At 70.5% G+C, this 19,464-nt stretch carries 18 protein-coding genes; 11 read left to right on the top strand and 7 right to left on the bottom strand.

Annotated elements, in window-relative coordinates:
* Positions 1-58 precede the first annotated feature (58 nt).
* Positions 59-889, top strand: a complete 831-nt coding sequence (locus ACWD02_RS39325) for a class I SAM-dependent methyltransferase (protein WP_451220611.1) — start codon at positions 59-61, stop codon at positions 887-889.
* On the opposite strand, the gene ACWD02_RS39320 is transcribed toward ACWD02_RS39325, so the two are convergent.
* Positions 796-1,701 (bottom strand): MmyB family transcriptional regulator, encoded by a 906-nt coding sequence (locus ACWD02_RS39320; RefSeq protein WP_451220608.1) that lies wholly within the window; start codon positions 1,699-1,701, stop codon positions 796-798. The genes ACWD02_RS39325 and ACWD02_RS39320 overlap by 94 nt on opposite strands.
* Positions 1,702-2,066: 365 nt before the next feature.
* Between ACWD02_RS39320 and ACWD02_RS39315 the strand changes: the two genes are divergently transcribed.
* The 3 genes from ACWD02_RS39315 (at position 2,067) to ACWD02_RS39305 (ending at position 5,164) form a co-directional block, all read left to right on the top strand.
* Positions 2,067-3,377 (top strand): lipase family protein, encoded by a 1,311-nt coding sequence (locus ACWD02_RS39315; RefSeq protein ID WP_451220605.1) that lies wholly within the window; start codon positions 2,067-2,069, stop codon positions 3,375-3,377.
* Positions 3,378-3,481: 104 nt separating this feature from the next.
* Complete coding sequence (locus tag ACWD02_RS39310) at positions 3,482-4,102, top strand: DJ-1/PfpI family protein (protein ID WP_451220603.1); 621 nt, start codon at positions 3,482-3,484, stop codon at positions 4,100-4,102.
* 258 nt (positions 4,103-4,360) lie between these two features.
* The gene (locus ACWD02_RS39305; protein WP_451220600.1) at positions 4,361-5,164 is read left to right on the top strand and encodes a methyltransferase domain-containing protein; all 804 of its coding nucleotides are present in this window, start codon (positions 4,361-4,363) and stop codon (positions 5,162-5,164) included.
* Positions 5,165-5,176: 12 nt separating this feature from the next.
* Here the strand turns inward: ACWD02_RS39305 and ACWD02_RS39300 are convergent, their stop codons facing one another.
* The 4 genes from ACWD02_RS39300 to ACWD02_RS39285 all read right to left on the bottom strand — a co-directional run bounded on the left by ACWD02_RS39300 (position 5,177) and on the right by ACWD02_RS39285 (position 10,423).
* On the bottom strand, positions 5,177-7,120 hold the full coding sequence (locus ACWD02_RS39300; protein ID WP_451220597.1) for an amylo-alpha-1,6-glucosidase: 1,944 nt from the start codon (positions 7,118-7,120) through the stop codon (positions 5,177-5,179).
* Positions 7,117-8,502: an MGH1-like glycoside hydrolase domain-containing protein gene (locus ACWD02_RS39295; protein ID WP_451220594.1), complete on the bottom strand. Its 1,386-nt coding sequence runs from the start codon at positions 8,500-8,502 to the stop codon at positions 7,117-7,119. Before ACWD02_RS39295 ends, ACWD02_RS39300 begins: the two co-directional genes overlap by 4 nt.
* Positions 8,499-9,299 (bottom strand): TIM barrel protein, encoded by an 801-nt coding sequence (locus ACWD02_RS39290; RefSeq protein WP_451220591.1) that lies wholly within the window; start codon positions 9,297-9,299, stop codon positions 8,499-8,501. Before ACWD02_RS39290 ends, ACWD02_RS39295 begins: the two co-directional genes overlap by 4 nt.
* 77 nt (positions 9,300-9,376) lie before the next feature.
* Entirely contained in the window at positions 9,377-10,423 is a 1,047-nt protein-coding gene (locus ACWD02_RS39285; RefSeq protein ID WP_451220588.1) for a zinc-dependent alcohol dehydrogenase, read from the bottom strand.
* A gap of 136 nt (positions 10,424-10,559) precedes the next feature.
* Here ACWD02_RS39285 and ACWD02_RS39280 point away from each other — a divergent pair, with 136 nt between their 5' ends.
* The 5 genes from ACWD02_RS39280 (at position 10,560) to ACWD02_RS39260 (ending at position 16,432) form a co-directional block, all read left to right on the top strand.
* The gene (locus tag ACWD02_RS39280) at positions 10,560-11,966 is read left to right on the top strand and encodes an ABC transporter substrate-binding protein (RefSeq protein WP_451220585.1); all 1,407 of its coding nucleotides are present in this window, start codon (positions 10,560-10,562) and stop codon (positions 11,964-11,966) included.
* 63 nt (positions 11,967-12,029) lie between these two features.
* A complete protein-coding gene (locus tag ACWD02_RS39275) occupies positions 12,030-13,013 on the top strand; it encodes a carbohydrate ABC transporter permease (RefSeq protein ID WP_451220582.1) in 984 nt (327 codons plus the stop codon).
* Positions 13,014-13,093: 80 nt separating this feature from the next.
* Positions 13,094-13,960: a carbohydrate ABC transporter permease gene (locus tag ACWD02_RS39270; RefSeq protein WP_451220768.1), complete on the top strand. Its 867-nt coding sequence runs from the start codon at positions 13,094-13,096 to the stop codon at positions 13,958-13,960.
* Positions 13,961-14,079: 119 nt separating this feature from the next.
* Positions 14,080-15,300, top strand: a complete 1,221-nt coding sequence (locus tag ACWD02_RS39265) for an ROK family protein (RefSeq protein ID WP_451220580.1) — start codon at positions 14,080-14,082, stop codon at positions 15,298-15,300.
* Positions 15,301-15,529: 229 nt separating this feature from the next.
* Complete coding sequence (locus ACWD02_RS39260) at positions 15,530-16,432, top strand: Gfo/Idh/MocA family protein (protein WP_451220577.1); 903 nt, start codon at positions 15,530-15,532, stop codon at positions 16,430-16,432.
* Positions 16,433-16,452: 20 nt separating this feature from the next.
* On the opposite strand, the gene ACWD02_RS39255 is transcribed toward ACWD02_RS39260, so the two are convergent.
* A complete protein-coding gene (locus tag ACWD02_RS39255; RefSeq protein ID WP_451220574.1) occupies positions 16,453-16,707 on the bottom strand; it encodes a hypothetical protein in 255 nt (84 codons plus the stop codon).
* A gap of 178 nt (positions 16,708-16,885) precedes the next feature.
* On the opposite strand from ACWD02_RS39255, the gene ACWD02_RS39250 reads away from it, so the two are divergent.
* Together ACWD02_RS39250 and ACWD02_RS39245 are read left to right on the top strand one after the other, a co-directional pair.
* Positions 16,886-17,572, top strand: coding sequence for a VOC family protein (locus tag ACWD02_RS39250; RefSeq protein WP_451220572.1), 687 nt, complete (start codon positions 16,886-16,888; stop codon positions 17,570-17,572).
* Positions 17,573-17,670: 98 nt separating this feature from the next.
* On the top strand, positions 17,671-18,354 hold the full coding sequence (locus ACWD02_RS39245; RefSeq protein WP_451220569.1) for an alpha/beta fold hydrolase: 684 nt from the start codon (positions 17,671-17,673) through the stop codon (positions 18,352-18,354).
* 41 nt (positions 18,355-18,395) lie between these two features.
* On the opposite strand, the gene ACWD02_RS39240 is transcribed toward ACWD02_RS39245, so the two are convergent.
* Entirely contained in the window at positions 18,396-19,406 is a 1,011-nt protein-coding gene (locus tag ACWD02_RS39240; RefSeq protein WP_451220567.1) for an NADP-dependent oxidoreductase, read from the bottom strand.
* Between the last annotated feature and the right edge of the window lie 58 nt (positions 19,407-19,464).

The raw sequence follows: 19,464 nt of genomic DNA, 5'->3' as shown, positions 1-19,464 counted from the left end.
GGTCGGCGTCGTGTTCCGGGCGGCCGGTGGCGCAAGGGATCGTGCCAAGATGCTCCGTATGCCGGATCGCGCGCTGAGCTTCGGATCGATGGCGGATACGTACGAGCGGTTTCGGCCGGGGTATCCCGCGGAGCTGGTCGACAGAGTGATGGCGTACGCGGGCGGGCCGGTTCGGAGCGCCCTTGAGATCGGCGCCGGGACAGGCAAGGCGACCCGCCTGTTCGCCCGGCGGGGCGTCGCGGTCACCGCGACCGACCCCGATGGGGAGATGCTCGCCGAGCTGCGCAAGCACGTCCCGGCAGGTGTCCGGACGGTGCGGGCCGCGTTCGAGGACTTGCGAGCGGGTGACACGTACGGGCTGGTGTATGCGGCAGCAGCGCTGCACTGGACGAGACCGGAGGGCCGCTGGTCACGCGTGGCCGCGCTCCTGGAGCCGGGTGGCGTGTTCGCCTCGTTCGGTGGGCCGATGTCCTTGGCAGACCCAGCGGTGCGGGAGGCAGTCCGGGTGGCGCGAGCGCCGTTCCTGGAGAGTGATGAGATTCCGTCCCCGGACGGAACGCCTCCGGAGCAGGACATGCAGTGGCCGGGTACGGAGCTGCAACACACCGCGTTGTTCACCGACGTCCGGCAGTCCCTGGTGCGCAGGCGCCTGACGATGAGTGCCGCAGACTACGTCGGCCAACTCTCCACCATCTCGGCCTATCTGATGCTGCCGCCCGCGGAGCGAAAGCAGGTGCTGCGGCACATCGCACAAGCCCTGCCGGAGACGGTCGAGGTCGCCGCCGACATCACTGTTCATCTCGCCCGTCGGTGCTCCGGGCAGGACGCAGCCGCCAGCGGCTCGAAGACGAGGAAGAAGAACCGCGCTCCAGGCGAGGCGTCAGGCTGAGCCGTGCACATCGTCACGTTGCCCAGCTGTGAGGGGGTGTGCCGGTCGCAGCAGGGGTCCCGCAGGTCGGCGGCGCCCTCCGGGGCGGTGAAACCGGCGTGCCGCATGGGGCGTTCGTCCCCGTCGGGCTGTACGTAGGCGATGTTGCGGTTGTGGTAGATCGGCCCCGCGACCGGGTCGTCGCTGACCTCCTGGGCAAGGAGCCGGAGGTTTTCGTTCTGGGGGTGCGCGGCCACCGTGGTCCGCAGCTTCGCGGCCACCGGTTCGGCCCACCGCTTCTCCCAGTCCACCAAGTGGTGTTCGCGTGCCTCCTCGCGCAGCAGCATCCACCGCATGAGGTTCTGTTCCGGCAGGCGGGGCGGCTTGCCCGGTTCCTGCGGGAACATGTGGATGAAATCGTCGTTGGCCGCCAGGATGTTCCACGCGATGTCGTTGATGTAGCAGGGCTGCCCGGTCACCTTGCGCACGGCCTTCCGCCAGGCGCTCGGCACGTCCGTTCCCGCCGCGGGATCCATGGAAGTCGGCGGCTCGTGCCCCAGGGCGTAGGCGTAGAGGGCCGAGCGCTCGCGGTCCTCCATGCGCAGCACCCGCGCCACGGAGTCCAGGAGCTCCGGGGTCGGGGACGCGATGGTGCCGCGTTCGAGAGCCGCGTACGTACGCTCCGACACATGCAGGGCCCGCGCGACCTGGACCTGCGAGAGGCCTTTGGCGCGGCGCCCTCGTCCGGCACGCTGTGGCCAGCCGAGCTCGACCGGGTCTATCGCTTCGCGTTTACGCCGCAGCAGGTGCTGCTGGGCCTCTTTGTTGTTCACTGCGAACCCTTCCCCCATGGTGGCTGTGCGGCAAGTGGCCCACCTCGCGACGCCGACAGACCGCCCTCGGGCACGCCCGCGCATGGCTCAGGGCGCCGAAAGGTCCAGAGAGCGTATAACCGCGCGCCCTCGATCTCCTAGATCTTTTGCGATCCGGAGTGGGCGCCCGCACCACGGCGCAGGCCGTTCTCAGGGCCCGGATCACCGCTGCCACCAGGCGATATGCCGTGGGCCGCGTGGCTTTGGGGGAGTCGCGGGCACCAAGGTCGGCCGTTGCCGCACCCGCACATCTATGGCCGTATTACTGACGGGTCAGTACGGTGCTGGCCAACCCCCCTTGCCCACAGGAGAGTTGGGAGAGCCGCATGATGTCAGCCCTACGCAGACGACCGGTGGCCGCGAGCGCCGTCCTCGCGGTCGCGGTGCTCGGGCTTCCCGGGTCCGCTGCCGCCGAGAGCGCGCACGCGCCGGCCGGCGCCCCACACGCCGCCCCCGCGGCCGAATCGGCGGCGCAGGCTGCCGGAAAGGCCCCCAGCGCCGCGCAGCACGGCAAGCACAAGCATCACGGCCATGGCCAGGCCAGGAAGCACCCCGGCAAGAAGAAGACCCCCGGCAGGATTCTCAGCTCGAAGCCGTCCTCGTTCCAGTACACACCCGGCGTCCCCACCCCCACCAAGGCCTGGAAGATCACCTACAGGTCGACCCGTGCCGACGGACGACCCAACACGGTCTCCGGCACCGTGATCGTCCCCGACGACGGCAAAGCGACCGCGCGCCCATTGATCACCTACGCCGTCGGCACAGTCGGCCTCGGCGACAAGTGCGCGCCCTCCGCCGGTTTCCCGGGCGGTACGACGGCCGAGGCGCCGCTCGTCAACGCCGCGCTGGTGCGGGGTTACGCCGTCGTCGTCACCGACTACGAAGGCCTCGGCACCCCCGGGGACCACACCTACATGGTCGCCAAGGCGCAGGGCAGCGCCGTCCTCGACGCGGCGCGCGCGGCGCAGCGGCACCCGGGGGCGGCGAAGTACGGGGTCTCCGCGGGCGCGCCCGTCGGGATCATGGGCTACTCGCAGGGCGGCGGCGCGAGCGCGAAGGCCGCCGAGATGGCCGCGACGTACGCCCCCGAACTGAAGGTCAAGGGGACGGCGAGCGGCGGGGTCCCCGCCGATCTCGCCAAGGTCGCCGAATCGCTCGAAGGCGGGGACAGCGCCGGCTATCTGCTGATGTCCGCCGTCGGCCAGAACGCCGCCGACCCGTCCTTGGCCCTCAACAAGTACCTCACCAAGGAGGGCCGCAGGCTCGCCGAGGTGGTGCGCAACGAGTGTGTCGGCACGGTCCTGGAGGCAGGGCGCGGCAAGACCATCGAGGACGTCACCACATCCAATCCGCTGGACCGGCCCAACTGGAAGAAGGCCATCGCCAAGCAGCTGATCGGCAGTAAGAGCCCGTCGGCGCCGACCTTCGTCTACCACGGCGACGCGGACGAGACGATCCCCTACGCGGTCGGGCAGAAGCTGCGGGCCGACTGGTGCGCGAAGGGCAACGCCGTGGAGTGGAAATCCTTCGCCGGGCAGTCCCATGTGGGAACGGCGATTCAGGGCAATGGCCCGGCACTTGAGTGGCTGGGTCGACGCTTCGCCGGCGAGCCGGCATCGGGCAACTGCGGGACCTGAGCCACCGGCCCACTCCCGCCGCCTCTCCACCGCCGCCCACGGACGGTGGGGGAGGGGCGGCGGCCTCGGCGAGGCCCGGCGGTGCGGTGGCTAGGCTGCGGCGCATGGACATAGTGATCCCGCTCTTCGACGACTTCGAGCCGCTCGACGCGATCGGTCCGTACGAGATCCTCGGGTACGTCCCCGAGGCCACCGTGCGGTTCGTCACGGCTGAACCGGGCCTGGTGCAGGACGTGTTGGGCTCCCTGCCGGTGCACGTCGCGACGGGATACGCCGAGGTGGCAGCCTGCGACGTCCTGCTGATCCCGGGCGGGGGCAGTTTCCTGACCATGGCGGCCGATGACGCCTTCCTCGACTGGGTGCGCCGGATCCACGCCGGTACCCGCTTCACCACCTCGGTCTGCACCGGCTCCCTCGTGCTGGGAGCGGCCGGCCTGCTGGACGGCCTGACCGCCACCACGCACTGGGACGCGGCCGCGCAACTGGAGTCGTACGGCGCCCGCTACACCTCCGAGCGTGTGGTCCGGCAGGGCAGGATGATCACCTCGGCCGGGGTCTCCTCCGGCATCGACATGGCCATCCAACTGGCCGCTCTGCTCAGCGACGAGGTGACCGCGCAGGCGATCCAGCTCTACACCGAGTACGATCCGCAGCCCCCCTTCGACACCGGCTCGGTGGCCAAGGCGCCTGCCGAGGTGCTCGAGCGGGCTCGCGCACTTGGCTGACCGGCTCGCTGGACCCGCCGGGCCTGGTGCGGCAGGCGGCCCGAAGTCGACAAGAGGGCTGCGCCCGGCGGGAGTTGGGCCGTTTCCTGTGGAACTCTGCTTCGTTGGCCAAGGTGTGTCGCCGAGCAGTCAGCAACGCGTGGTGCGGGCAGGGGGTGCAGTGCGGATCACCCTCGCGGCAGCCTCGCCACGGGCCACGCCTGCCCCGCTGTCCCGGCACGAGACGCACCCCCCCCGCCCCCAGATTCAGAGATCCCCATGATGAATACCTGGACCACGCCTGACCGCCCCGGTGAACCCCTCGCCGACCGCTACGCCCGTCGCAGCAGTACGCTCCGCGGCGCTGTCCGACACCAGCTCGTCGATCGTGCGCTGGCCGAGCACCTGCCGGACGGACGGCCGCAGCAGATACTCGATGTCGGCGGCGGCACCGGCGTCCAGGCCCGGATGCTGGCCGGGCGCGGCCACCACGTCACCGTGCTCGACCCCGACGAAGCCATGCTGGCCAGAGCTCGTTCCTCCTGGCTGCCGCACGCGAACGACGCACCGGGCAGCATCACCTTCCGCCGCGGCTTCGGCGAACAGGCCCCGCAGCTGGTCGGCACCGGCTGGGATGCGGTGCTGTGCCACGGCGTCCTGATGTACCTCGAGGACCCGGCTCCGCTGTTGCGCGTGCTGGCCCAGTGTCTGCGGCCCGGCGGCATCATCTCCGTCCTCGCCTATCAGGCCGACGCCCTGGCCATACGACGAGGACTGGCCCGTGACTGGAGCGGCGCGCTGCAAGCGCTGCACAGCCCGGTCGAGGACAACAGCATCGGCACGGTCAGCCGCGGCGTGGACCGCGCGATGGTCCTGCGGATCTTCGCCGAACACGACCTGGAACTTCTGCAGTGGTACGGGGTGCGGGTGTTCACCGACCATCTCGAGGACGAGAGCTCCGGTGACGACTTCGCCCAGGTGCTGCAGGCGGAGTGGGAAGCCGGCCGGATCGACCCCTACCGGCGCGTCGCCCGTCACTTCCACCTCATCTCCCGTGCCGGACAGGTCCGGACGGCGACGTGATCGACCCGGCCGCTACGACACCGTGTTCAGGGCGGTGAGGACGGCCAGCGGCGTTGCCGCGGCCCACGCCTGCGGGGAACAGGAGTGGGGGTAGGGGACCGGCTGCTGGTGCTGGGTGCGGTCGTACCCTGCCATGACCTCGGGCAGTCGGTGGTTCTGGTGTGTGGACGCGGCCACCAGACCGTGGGCGATGCTGAGTGCCTCGTGGGTGAGGCCGCAGTGGGCGAGACCGAGCAGGATCACCGCGTTGTCGTGCGGCCAGCAGGTGCCGCGGTGGTAGGAGAGCGGGTGGTATCCGGCTTGCCCCGACGCCAGCGTCCGGATGGCCCACCCGGTGAAGAAGTCGGGCTCCAGCAGGCGTTGGCCCACGCGACGGGCCTGTGCCGCGTCGAGGATGCCGGACCACAGGAGGTGGCCGGCGTCCGAAGCCAGGGAGTCGACGTGCCTCCCCTCGCCGTCCAGTGCGAGAGCCGGGAAGTCGGGTCCTGCCATCCAGAAGTCGCGTGCGAAGCGTGCTCGCAGCTGGGCCGCCGCCTCGTCGAGCCGGTCGGCGTAGGGGGCGTCGTCCCACAGTGAGCGGGCGAGGCGCGCGGTCCGTACGAGCGCGTCGTAGGCGTAGCCCTGCGCTTCGGCGACGGCGATCGGCCCTTCGGCCTGTGTGCCGTCACGGAAGCAGATCGCCCCTGCGGAGTCCTTCCAGTTCTGGTTGACCAGGCCCTGCGGGTCGGGCGAGTAGACCAGGTAGCCGCGATCGTCCAGACCGCCGTCACCGAACATCCAGGCCACGGCGGCCCGTGCCTGCTTCTCCAGGCGAAGGGCGAGGCCGTGGTCGCCGGTTGCCTGCGTGTAGCTGTCCAGGAGCACCAGGAAGAGCGGCGTGGAGTCCACCGAGCCGTAGTAGCGGCCGTAGGGCACCTGGTGGAAGTGGGCCAGCTCGCCGTGCCGGATCTCGTGGACGATGCGGCCCGGCTGCTCGTTGCGGAAGGCGTCGTACGTGGTGCCCTGCGTCGCGGCGAGGGCGCTGAGCGTGCCCGCCGCCAGCTGTGGCCGGTAGGGGAGCGCGAAGAGGGAAGTGAGCAGCGAGTCCCGCCCGTAGAGGGACAGGAACCACGGGACCCCGGCGCCCGGCACGCGCACGCTCTCCCCGTCCGGGCCGGGAGCGGAGACCCGCAGCGACGCCAGGTCGCTCAGCCCCTGGGCGCACGCGGCGGCCAGTCCGGCGGGGGCGTTCGGCGGCATCGCCGGCGGTGCGCCGACGAAGTCCGCGCGGTCGGCGGCCAGGTCGGCGGCGGCCTGGGACGGTGTGCCGGCCGTGGCGGTCACCGGCGCGCCGGGGGCGTGGGCGGTGGCGGTCAGGAGCAGTTGGGCGGAGCCGTGCGCGGGCAACTCGATGTGCCACTCCAGCCGGTGAGCGGTGTCGTCCTGCGGCTGCACGGTCGTCGGCGCGGGGGCAGCCGACACCGTGGTGCGCGCGAGCCAGTCGTCGCGCTCGTAGGTGAAGGTGATGCCGTCGGGGTCGACCGTCGTGGTGCGCCGGGCGCCGTCCTTGGCGTAGTGCCGCTTGTCGGAGCGGAGCTCGAGCTGGTCGGCGAAGTCGGCGTCCACGGTCAGGCCGAGGACGGCGGTGGTCGGAGCTGGGCGGTTGTTGACCAGCTGGATGGATTCCGTCAAGGACCCTTCCGCGAGGGCCTGTTCGCGGAAGACGGTGTAGGCCGGGGGCTCGTCGCGGGTGCCCGGCGGGGTGAGCGCACACTGGGCGGACACCTCGCCGGTGCAGGGGACGAGCACGAGGGGCGCGGTGCCGTCGACCGTCAGGGTCCACCGGCTGACATGGCGTGCGTCGCGGTGGAACAGCCCGTCGGGCGAGGAGCCGCGGCGGCCGGTCAGTCCTCCGTCGGCGCCCAGGACGGCGAAGGTGCCGCCGTGGATCAGAGTGGTGTCCGCTGCGCCGTTCACGTACGCGCTCCGTTCGAGGGGCTTGGGTGGCCGGGGTCCGCGGGCCGCTGACCGGCCAGCAGGTCGAGGGTGAGGGCCGCGGTCCAGCCGAAGTCGCGGGTGCCGCGGGCCTGGGCGGTGACCGGGTCCACGTACTCGGCGAAGCCGGTGGCGCCCGCGGCCCGGAGCATGGCCGTACGCAGCACGTCGGCCGTGCGGGACTGCCCGTACTGGCGCAGGCCGTGTTCCAGGAGCCAGCTGGTGTTGAACCAGGCAGGCCCGCGCCAGTAGCGGGAGGGGTCGAAGGCGTGCCCGTCGAAGGCGTAGCTGGGCAGCATGGGCACCGAGCCGAGCCGGAAGCCGGGTCCTGCCGCTGTGGTGAGCAGGGCGTCGACGATGTCCTGGGGGAGGCCGGGGACGATGAGTGGCACCAGGCCCGCGATGCTGCGGTCGGCGATGAGTTCGCCGCCGACCAGGTCGCGGTTGAGGAACATGCCGTCGGCCGGCGACCAGAGGCGCTCGACCAGCGCGGTCGTCAGGCGGGCGGCCCGCTCTTCGTGCGGTGCCGGGTTCGCGCCGACTTCGGCAGCGATTTTGGCGAGGGCGTGTTCCGAGACGATCAGCAGGGCGTTGACGCACGGGTCCTCGACGGCGAAAGTGTGGTTGCCGCCCGCGTCCGCGTAGCCGCTGTCGCGGTAGTCGGTGGCCAGCCGCACATAGCGTCCGTAGTCCAGGTCGGTGGGGCGTTCGGCGGGCTGCCCGTGGTCGAGGTCGGCGCGCCGGTAGGAGCCGGGGGCCACGGGGTCGATGCGCGCCAACGGGCCGTCCCAGCAAGGGCTGTTGTCCATGCCGGGCTCCCAGGGATGCACCATGGAAGCCAGCCCTCCGTGACCGAGGTCGCGCGGCCCGGTGAGGTAGTCGTGCCAGGCGGCGAGCCGGCCGTACAGGCGGGGCAGAAACCCCCGGCGGCGCGAGGACTGCGGATCGGCCTCGTGCACCAGCCAGGCGGCCAGGGCGTGGACCGGAGGTTGCACGATGCCGGAGGTCTGGGTGTAGGCGGGCGCTCCGGCGGCGGCGCCGGCCGTGGAGGAGCGCCAGAAGTCGGGGCTGGGGAAGTAGGCGTCCAGCGGCACCAGCGGGTTGAAGACGATGTGGGGGACGCGTCCGTCGGCCCACTGGGCGCCCAGCAGACTCTCCAGCTCGCGCTGGGCCCTGCGTACGGAGAGATGGCGCAGGCCGATCGCGATGAAGGCCGAGTCCCAGCTCCACTGGTGCGGGTACAGGCCGCGGGAGGGGACGGTGGAGATGCCGGTCCAGTTGCGGAGCAGGACCCGTGCCGCGCCGCGCCGAAGCGTCAGGTCATCGGCTGCGGCGGGCACGGGGGTTTCGAGCAGCGAGGTCACGCGCCGGACCTCCGCAGGAACGCGGGGATGGAGCGCACCGCCTCGACGGGGTCGCCGGTCAGCCGGCATTCGGCGGCGAGGTAACCCTCGAAGCCGATGGTGTGCAGGGCGCCGAGCCAGGCGGGCCAGTCGAGGTGACCGGCTCCCGGCTGGAACCGGTTGGAGTCGCTGACCTGGGCGTGCCCGATGTAGGGGGCGGCGGCGATGATGGCGGCGGCCGGGTCGGATTCCTCGATGTTCATGTGATAGCTGTCGATGCCGATGCGCACGGAGTCAAGGCCCACGGTGCGGATCAGGTCGGCTGCCTGGTCGAGGCGGTTGACCATGTGGTCCTCGTAGCGGTTGAGCGGCTCCAGGTAGAGGGTGACTCCTTCGGCGCGTGCGTGCTCGCCCAGTTCGGCCAGTCCTTCGAGGAGCACCTCGCGGTCCTGCTGCTCGGAGCGCGGCGGCTCGAACGGCGGCAGCCTGCGCGAGAACATGCCGTACGAGGCGGGGGTCTGCACGCCCAGCGCGCCGATCTCGGCTGCCACGGTGAGCTGTGACTTCAGCTGCTCCAGCGCGTCGCGGCGCAGGTCGTCGTCGAACGCGGCGAAGAAGTGGAGCATGTCGACGCAGACGGTCGGCATGACCACACCGTCGGCGGCGGCCTGCTTCAGCTCGGGAAGGCGGTCGCGGAAGTGGAAGTCACCCTTGGAGCGCAGTTCGACGGCGTCGTAGCCGGCGTCCTGCGCGAACGCCCACTTCTCCTGGAGCGTGTCGCCCGGGAGGAGTTGTTCCTGGCAGGCGGTTTTCAGCATGGTGGAGCCTTTCAGCGCTGAGGGTCAGCGATCTGGTGTGTCTGGGTGACTGTTCGTGGGCCGGGTGGTGAGCGGGCTCAGAACTCCAGCACGATCTGCAGGGCGTCGGCGGGGCGTTCGTCGAGCAGCACGTAGGCGTCGGCGGCGTCCGCCACCGGGACGACGTGGCTGACCAAAGACTTCACGTCGACCTGGCCTTCGGCGACCAGCGACAGGAAGGTCTGCTGCAGTCGCTCGACACTCCACCGTCCGGCCAGCTGCGGGGGGACGCCGCCGATCTGGGAGCAGATCAGCTGCACCCGGTTGTGGTGGAACTCGTCGCCCAGGCGCAGTCCCGCGCCGTCGCCCTGGTAGAAGCCGGAGGCCACCACGCGGCCGCCGACGGTGACCGATCGCAGGGCCTCGTGCAGGGCCGGGTACACGCCGCTGATCTCGATGGCGACGTCGGCGCCCGTGCCGCCGGTGGCCTCGCGAATGCGTTCGGCGACGGTGTCGGTGCGGGCGTTGAGGGTGTGCCGTGCGCCGTACTCACGGGCCGTGGCCAGCCGTCCGTCCAGGGCGTCGACCGCGGTGACGCGCGCGCCGTTGAGCTGGGCGAGGCGGGTGGTGAGCAGACCGATGACGCCCTGACCGAAGACCGCCACGTCCTCGCCGAGGTGGATGTCGGCGGCGAGCACCGCGTTGTACGCGATGGCGCCGACCCGGGCGAAGGCCCCGGCCAGCGGTTCGAGGCCGGAGGGCAGGGTGTGGCCGATCATGCGCTCGGCCGGGACGATGCCCTCGCTGCGGTGGCCCCAGATGCCCCAGACCAGGTCGCCGCGGGCGGGCATGCCCGGTGTGCCCACGAGTTCGGGGGAGACCTCGGTGACCTCGCCGACCTCGGAGTAGCCCCACCCGGCGACCGGGTACTCGATGCCCGCCGCGCCGTCGCGGAAGATGCGCGCCTCGGCGTCCCAGGTGCGCGTCAGATAGGGGTTCGTGCCCCGGTAGGCGGTGAGTTCGGTGCCCGCGGAGATGCCGGAGTAGCGGGTGCGCACCCGCAGATGGCCGGTGGGCAGCGCGGCACTCTCGTGCTCGGCTACTTCGACCTGGCGGGGGCCGGTGAACTGGACGACGCGTTCCACGGGAGCTCCGGTAGTGCTGGGAGTGGGTACTTCTCGATGACTTACGTCGAAGATATCTCAGAGTTATGTCTTGTCAATACGCAAAAGTGATGCTGAGATGCTCGGGAAAAGTGCGTGAGTGGCGTGAGGACACAGCATGTTGATGAAAACCCGGCGGTCGAGGGCAGCCCGCCTCGGGCTCGCCGCGACCTTGGCCGCGGGCCTGCTCGCCGGCTGCTCCGGCAGCTCCACCGCCGAACGGCAGGCCGACAACACGATCACGGTGTGGTCGCAGGAGAACCTGCCTCCCCGGATGGCGGCGACCGAGAAGATCGTCAGCCGCTTCGAGAAGGAGACCGGCGTCAAGGTCGACCTGGTCGGCGTGGACGAGGCCCAGCTCCCTCAGCTGATCATGTCGGCGGCCGCGTCCGGCAAGCTCCCCGACGTCATCGGCGCCGTCCCCATGGGGCAGGTCTGGCAGATGTACGGCAACGGCCTGCTGAACACGAAGGTCGCCGACCAGATCGTCGAGGACCTGGACCCGGACACGTTCAACGCCAACGCCCTGTCCCTCACCGAGGACCACGGCACCCGCCTCGGCGTCCCCTCCGACGCCTGGCTCCAACTGCTGGTCTACCGCAAGGACCTCTTCGCCGACGCGGGCCTGAAGGCGCCGGACAGCTACGCGACGGCCATGAAGGCCGCGGCCACTCTCGACACGGACGGCAGGGCGGGCATGTCCGCAGCCACCGACCCCTCGGACGTCTTCACCCAGCAGAGCTTCGAAGACCTCGCCCTGGCCAACGACTGCCGCCTGGTCGACCCGGCGGGCAAACCCGCCCTCGACTCACGCCAGTGCCGCAGGGCCTTCGCCGCGTACGACGCCCTCGCACGCGAACACGGCGCCTCCGGCACCCAGAGCGTGGACACCACCCGCGCCACCTACTTCGCCGGCAAGTCCTCGATGATGATCTGGTCGTCCTTCCTGCTCGACGAGATGGCGGGCCTGCGCTCGGACGCGCTGCCCAGCTGCCCGCAGTGCAAGAAGGACCCCGAGTTCCTGGCCCGCAACACCAAGGTGATCACCGCTCTGCAGGGCCCCGACGGCAAGGAACCCGCCCAGTTCGGCGAGATCACCTCCTGGGCCGTCACCAAGACCGCCGAGAGCGGTGCCTCGCGCAAGTTCATCGAGTACATGATGAGCAAGGGCTACGAGGACTGGTTCGGCATGGCCCCCGAGGGCAAGATCCCCGTCCGTACCGGCACCAGGAGCGAGCCCGGCACCTTCGACCGGGCCTGGCGCTCCAGCGTCATGGGCGTCGATCGCCGCGCCTCCATGCAGAAGGCCTACCCGCCGGAGCTGTTGGACCGGCTCGTCGCGGGCGTGGGCAACATGAAGCGCTGGGGCCTCACCGAGGGCCAGGGCGCGCTGGTGGGCGCGACCAACGGCGAGCTGCCCGTGGCCAAGGCCATCGGCTCGATGACCAGCGGCCAGATCTCGCCGGACGAAGCCGCCAAGGAGGCCAACGACGAGGTGGCCGCGCTCCAGAAGTCCCTCCAGTAGCCAGCCGCGCAAGCGCCCCTCTCCGCGTTCCGCCAGGCGCTCCTTCACCGAGGTAACCCATCCATGAGCACACTCCAGAGCGGCGCGAACAAGCGCCGTACCCCTCAACCCCAGTCCGCGGGCAAGCGGGAGAACCGTGCCGGACTCGCCTTCGTGACCCCCACCTTCCTGGTGGTCCTGGTCGTGGTGATCCTGCCGATCCTGTGGACCGTCCTGCTCGCCTTCCAGCACGCCAAGCTCGTCAACATCCAGGACAACGGCCTCTTCGGACGCTGGACCCTCGACAACTTCGAGCAGGTCTTCGGCTCGCCCGGCTTCTGGAGCAGCCTGGGCACCACGCTGGTGTACACCGTCGGCGCGACCGCGGGCTCCGTCGTCCTCGGCCTCATCGCGGCCCTCGCCCTGCGCAAGCCCTTCCGCGGCCGGGGCATCCTGCGCGCCGCGATGCTCCTGCCGTACGTCGCGCCCGTGGTCGCCGTCGCCTTCGTCTGGGAAGTGGCGCTCAGCCCCCAGTTCGGCATCGTCAACGAATGGGGCCACAAGCTCTTCGGCTGGGACGACCCGATCGCCTTCCTCTCCACCCGCTCCTACGAAGTGGGCGTGTTCGGCTTCCACTTCGACATCCCGCTGGCGCTGCTCACCGTCATCGCCTTCGAGACCTGGCGCTACTTCCCCTTCGCCTTCCTCTTCATGCTCGCCCGCCTTCAGGCCGTGCCCAGCAGCCTCGAAGAGGCCGCGGAAGTCGACGGCGCCACGCTGACCCAGCGCTTCCGGCACATCCTGCTGCCGCAACTGATGCCCGTCATCGCGCTGCTGTCCGTCCTGCGCTTCATCATGACGTTCAACAAGTTCGACGACATCTACCTGCTCACCGGCGGCGGCTCCGGCACGGACGTCGTGGCCGTACGCGTCTACGACTTCCTCACCTCACGCTTCGACGTGGGCGCCGCATCCGCACAGGCACTGGTCCTGGCCGTCGCCCTCATGGCCCTCCTGGGCATCTACTTCAAGTTCTTCGGCAAGAAGGTGCAGGAGGAGTCGGCATGACCCGGACCCAGACGATCACCCGCGAACGGACCGAACGGCCTGAGCGCCCCTTGCCCCCACCGCGGCGCACCACCACGCGCCTGACCCGCGCACAATTCGAGGAACGCCTCTTCGGCGTCCTGCGCTGGGTCGTGATCGCCTTCCTGGCCGCGATCACGATCGTGCCCTTCTACTACATGCTCATGCTGTCGGTGAAGCCCATCGACGCACTGCTCCTGGACCCCGGCAACCTCTGGGTCTCGGCCAAGGACTTCACCCTCAGCACCTACGAGAACGTGCTCAAGCCGTCCTCCGAGGGCGGCCAGGGCTTCCTCGCCATGCTGCTCAACTCGGCCCTCGTCGCCGTCGCCACGGTCCTGCTCACGCTGGCCGCCGCGGTGCCCGGCGCCTACGCGGTCAGCCGGCTGAAGTTCTTCGGCAACCGTCACGTCAGCGCCCTCTTCCTGGCCGTCTACCTCTTCCCCGCGACACTGCTCGCCGTGCCGCTCTTCGTCATGTTCGCCAAGATGGGGCTCTCCGGAAGCCTGGTCGGCCTGGCCGTCGTCTACATCGCCCAGACGGTCCCCGTCTCGATCTACATGCTCAAGAACTACTTCGTCACCATCCCGTACAGCATCGAGGAAGCGGCGGCCATCGACGGGGCCTCACGGCTGCAGACCGTCCGCAAGATCATCCTGCCGCTCGCCACACCGACCCTGATGGCCACCGGGCTCTACGTATTCATGATCGCCTGGAACGAATTCCTCTTCGCCCTCCTCTTCCTGGCCGCCGAGCCCGACAAGTGGACGGTCTCGCTGGGACTGCAGCAACTGGCCAACGGCATCGAAGTGTCCAAGACCGTACTGATGGCCGGGTCGGTCATCCTCACCATCCCCGTGGTACTCCTGTTCTTCGCCGCCGAACGGCTCCTCACCGAGGGCCTGACCAGCGGCGCCGACAAGGGCTGACGCCGGCTCAGCACGGCGGCAGCAGAGTGCCGTACGGCTCGACCGGCCGACGGCACGCACCACACGCACCATCACGCTTCACACGCACAGATCGACAGGACAGGACGGGGACAGCGGGCATGGCAGGAAACCAGGCCAGCGCAGGGCACCTGCTGCAGCTCATCCGCAGCGGCGAGGCCACCACGCGCGGAGCGCTCCAGCAAGCGACGGGACTCTCCCGCTCCACGGTGGGCCACCGGCTCGATCAGCTCTTCGCGGCCGGCTGGCTGCGCGACGCGACGGGCGCCTCCACCGGTGGACGCCCCTCCGTCCGCCTGGAGTTCGACCCCACGCACGCCGCGGTGATCGCGGCGGACCTGGAGACGCGGCACGCGCGGGTCGCCGTGCTCGACCTGGCGGGCAACATCCTCGCCGAACACAGCGGCGCGCTCCTCATCGGCGACGGACCCGATCGCGTCCTCGACGAACTGGCTCGCTGGTTCGCCCCGCTGCTCGCCGAGGCCGAGGTCGACGCCGCGCACATCTGCGGCATCGGCCTGTCCGTACCCGGCCCCGTCGACTGGGAGACCGCCCAGATCGTGCAGCCGCCGATCATGCCGGGCTGGGACCGCTTTCCCGTACGGGAACGCCTGCGCGAGGCATGGTCCGAGCACGTCGTCCCGGGGGCCGACGCGGGGCATCCGCCTCCGCCCGTCTACGTCGACAACGACGCCAACCTGATGGCCCTGGCAGAGCAGCGGGCCGGCCACCCCGACTGCAGCGCCTTCGTTCTCATCAAGGCTTCCACGGGCATCGGCGCGGGCGTCATCGTCGGCGGCGAGGTCTATCGAGGCATCGACGGCGGCGCGGGCGACATCGGCCACATCCGACTGCACGACCGCCCCGACGCCCTGTGCATGTGCGGCTCCTACGGCTGCCTCGCCGCGGTCGCCTCGGGTGGCGCCATCGCCCGACAGCTCACCGCCGCCGGCGTGCCCACCGCTTCGGGCTCCGATGTCCGCGCGCATCTCGCCACCGGCCACCCGGACGCCGTGCGCTTCGCCCGCGAGGCGGGCCAGCGCGTGGGCGAAGTCCTGGTCACCGTCGTCACCCTGCTGAACCCGGGCGTCCTGGTCCTCACCGGCGACCTGGCCGGCACACCCTTCCTCACCGGCGTACGCGAACTCCTCTACCAACGCGCCATGCCCCGCACCACCTCCCACCTCCAGGTCGTCACCTCGGAACTGGGTGACCACGCCGCCCTGATGGGGGCCACCCTCATGGTCGTCGAACACCTCTACGCCCCGGCCACGGCGGACGCACGGCTCGCGCAGCTCATGGCGCCGGACCAGACAGGGTGAACCGGCTTCGCGCGTGCGGGCCGGACGTAGCGCGTGGGGCGTGATGGCCATGGGGACGGCGCCGAAGGAGGGCAACAGAGTGAGGCCTGTCCCCGCAAGCAGCAAGAGGGCCCCACACCGCACCTGAGGCTGCATATCACCGCGCGCGATGCGACGGGGGACGCCCGCCCCCGCACGCCGCCCGACGACACCTGCTCACCTGCTCACCTGCTCACGACGGAGAAGCACCATGTCCCACACCGCCTCCGACCCCACCACCACCTGGGCCCACGCGCCTGTCCGCGTAGGGCTCGTGGGCGCCGGCCCCTGGGCCCGCGCGATGCACGCCCGCATGCTGGCCGCCGGTCCCGAGACGACGCTCGCGGCGGTCTGGGCGCGTCGGCCCGAGGCGGCCGCCGAGGTCGGCGCGGCGTACGGCGCTCCGGCCGCCGCCTCCTTCGAGGAACTCCTCGACATGTGCGAGGCAGTGGCTTTCGCGGTACCTCCCGCCGTGCAGGCCGCTCTGGCTCCGCGTGCCGCGGCGGCCGGACGCGCCCTGCTCCTGGAGAAGCCGCTCGGCGCCGACCTGGAAGCCGCCCGCGCCGTCGCGGACGCCGTCGCCGAGCACCAGGTGATCTCGCAACTCGTCCTCACCAAGCGATACCACCCGGCCACCCGCGCCTTCCTCGCCGAAGCGGCGTCGCGCGACGTGACCGGTGCACGCTCGTGCTACCTCCACGGAGCGTTCCTGGAGGGCGACTTCGCCACCGCCTGGCGGCTCGAACACGGCGCACTGCTCGACCTGGGCCCGCACCTCCTGGACCTGCTCGACACCGCCGTCGCACCGATCTTCTCCGTACGCGCCACGGGCGACCCCACGCGCTGGATCGAACTGACCTGCGAACACGAGAATGGTGCGGTCAGCCAGGCGTCCCTGTCCGGCAGCGTGAAACTCCCACGCGCCAGGACCCGCGTGGAGCTCTTCGGCCCCGGCGAGGAACTGGTCTACGACACGGCCGACATCGACCACGAGGAGTGCTGGCCCATCCTGCGCCGCGAGTTCGCCACCGCGGTCCGTACCGGCCAGGGCACGGGGATCGACGCGGCTCACGGCCTGCACATCCAACGGCTGCTCGACAGCGCCAGGTCGTAGACGCCGCAGGTCTTGAGACGCTACCTGGGCGGTACGTGGGTGAAGTGCTGCCGGATGCCGTCCCTGGCGTCATTGTCGAGAAGGAGGCGCCATTCCAGGCGTCCACAGTTCGCGCAGACCAGCGCCGACGTCGGCACGGTCTCTCCGCGGAGCGCTCCGAACTTCAGACGCACCTTGGGCAGGGCCTGTCCGTAGTAGGCCTGCCCTTCGTACACCTCGTTGCCGCCGCAGCCGGTGCATACCCCGTGCGCCATTCCCGCCCCCTGATCGCTCATGCGCCCACCCTAGGCCCGGTGGCGCCCGGCCTGGTCGCGAGGGGCGCAGGTAACCCCACGCGACAGCGGCGCAGTTGAAATCACTTGCGCTGCCGTCCGGACGCCCGGTATCCAGCATCGTGAGGACAAGGAGCGCCGGATGACGACCCGTGTTGGTTCATTTCACGAGTTCTGCTGGATGGACCTCAAGACCCGCGACCCGGCCGCCACCGCCGCCTTCTTCTCCGCGACGCTGGGTTGGCGTTTCGCGGTCGACGAGACGGACTGGCGCAAGGCAACCAAGATAGACGTCGACGGGCACCTGATCGGCGGCGTGAGTGACCTGGCGAACCCTGTCTATCCGCCCGGAACACCCGCCCACATCGCGTACTACTTGGCGGTCGAGGACGTCGATCGCCGCACCGAAGCGGCGACGAAGCACGGCGCTCGCCTTGTCGTGCCTCCCTTCGACGCGGGCGATCAGGGCCGCCTGGCGACATTGGTCGATCCGTTCGGTGCCGCCTTCTCGCTCTGGCAGTCGAACCGCTTCACCGGGTGGACGTTGCCATCGCGGTTGGCGGGCGCTCCGCACCGCCTGATCTTGGCGTGCGACCAGCCGGATGATGCTCAGCGCTTCTACGAGGAGACGACGGGGACGCTCCTGAGCCGCGCTGACTTCGTCGCCGCTGGTTCCGGTTCCGGTGCGTCCGCCCCACGGTGGGAGCTCGTGGTCGGCGTCGACGATCTGGACGCCGTGATCGCGCGCGCACGCGACCACGGCGACGACCCGCGCCCCTCCATCTGGTCCGAGGAGACCGGGCGTCACTGCGTCCGGTTGAGCAGCCCGGAAGGGCTGACATTCCACCTCCGACGTCAGGATCCGTGACCCGTTGGGGGCCTATCGGTGAGAGCCTGGCTGCGGAAAGGTGGGCGCCACGTGCCGTCGTCCGGTCGTGTCGCCACCCCTAGGACGGGAGCCCTGCTGTGAGTACGTTCGTGCTGATCCACGGTGCCGGCGACGTCGGCTGGTCCTGGCATCTGGTCGAGGCGGAGCTGCGGGCGCGAGGGCACGACGTCGTGGCACCGGACCTTCCGGGCGACGATGACTCGCTGACGCTCGACGACTACGCGGACGCCGTGGTCGAGGCGGTCGGTGACGGTCGCGATCTCGTGGTCGTGGGCCATTCCTACGGCGCGTTCACCGCGCCCCTGGTCGCCGCCCGCCGTCAGGCCGAGGCGCTGGTCCTGGTCGCCGGGATGGTCCCCGCGCCGGGTGAAACACCGGACGAGTGGTGGAGCAACACCGGCTACGCCGAGGCCGCGCGGCGCCGGGCCGACCGGGACGGCGGTCTCACCGGCGCAGATGACCCGTACGTCTCCTTCTACCACGATGTCCCGCGCGCGCTCGCCGAGGAAGCGATGAGCAAGGAACGAGCACACCCGTCCTCGGCCGCGTCAGCGCAACCCTGGCCGCTCGATGCCTGGCCGGACGTGCCGACCAGGTTCGTGGTGTGCGCCGAGGACCGTTTCCTCCCGCCGGAGTTCCAGCGCCGGCTCGCGCGGGAACGCCTCGACGTGACCCCCGACGAGATCGCGGCAAGCCATTGCGTCGCTCTCAGCCGCCCCGTGGAACTGGCGGACGTTCTGACGGCGGTAGCCAAGGGCTGACGTCGTTTCACTTTTCGCGGTCGGACGGACGGGCACCCTGCCTACGGGACCGTGAGCACGATCTTTCCGCGGATACGGCCTCGGGCGGCGCGCTCGTGCGCGGCTCGGGCATCCGCGAGCGTGAACGTGCTGTCGATCGCCACGCGGACCGTGCCCGCATCGAGCAGGCGCGCCAGTTCGGCAAGCTGCGCGCCGTTCGAGCGGACCTGGGTGCCCGTGACCGTGACGCCCAGCTTCGCGGTCTCTTCCTCGTCGAACTCGCCGAAGAACACGGGGAACTGGGAGCCGCCGCGCTTGAGCGTACGCAGGAAACGCTTGCTGTCGGGGCCACCGACGGTGTCGAGAACGAGGTCGACGTCACGCACGACTTCCTCGGGACGACGCTTGGTGTAGTCGATGAACTCATCGGCGCCGAGCTCGTGCAGGAAGGATTCGTGCGCGCCCGATGCCACCGCGATGACCCGCGCGCCCTTCCATTTCGCCAGCTGTAGCGCGAGGTGCCCCACGCCGCCCGCGGCGCCGTTGACGAGCACCGTCGTGTCGGCGTCGAGTGCTGTGGGACGGTGCCGGGCCGCCTGGAAGGGCGACGGGTGGTCGTGTCCGACGTCGATCAGGAACTGCCACGCGGTGAGGCCGGACATGGGCGCCCCGGCGGCCTGCACGTGATCGATGCCGGCGGGCTTGAGTGCCAGGTCCGACGCGGGCGCGGCCACGTACTCGGCATAGGTGCTGCCTTCGAAGCTGGGGAAGCGCAGGAGACCGAAGACTTCATCACCCGCGGAGAAGCCGTCCACATCCGCGGCCACGGCCTCGACGACGCCCGACAGGTCCGTGCCTGGGATCACGGGCAGTTCGAACTTCGGCCTCGTCTCGGGAGGCAGGTTGGACATCCCGTCGCGCAGGTACCAGTCGGGCGGGTTGATGCCGGCCGCGTGGACGCGGACGAGTACCTCGCCCGGCCCCGGCTCGGGAAGCGGCACCTCCTCGTGACGCAGAACTTCAGGGCCGCCGTGCTCGTGGAGCCGGATGGCCCTCATCGTGTGTGCAGGCATCGTTCTTCTCCTGTCAGCGCCGCGAGATACGCTTATTCGGATCGGCGATCCACATAAG

The organism is Streptomyces sp. NPDC002853, assembly GCF_053591915.1.
This window is presented reverse-complemented; position numbering and strand designations above follow the sequence as displayed.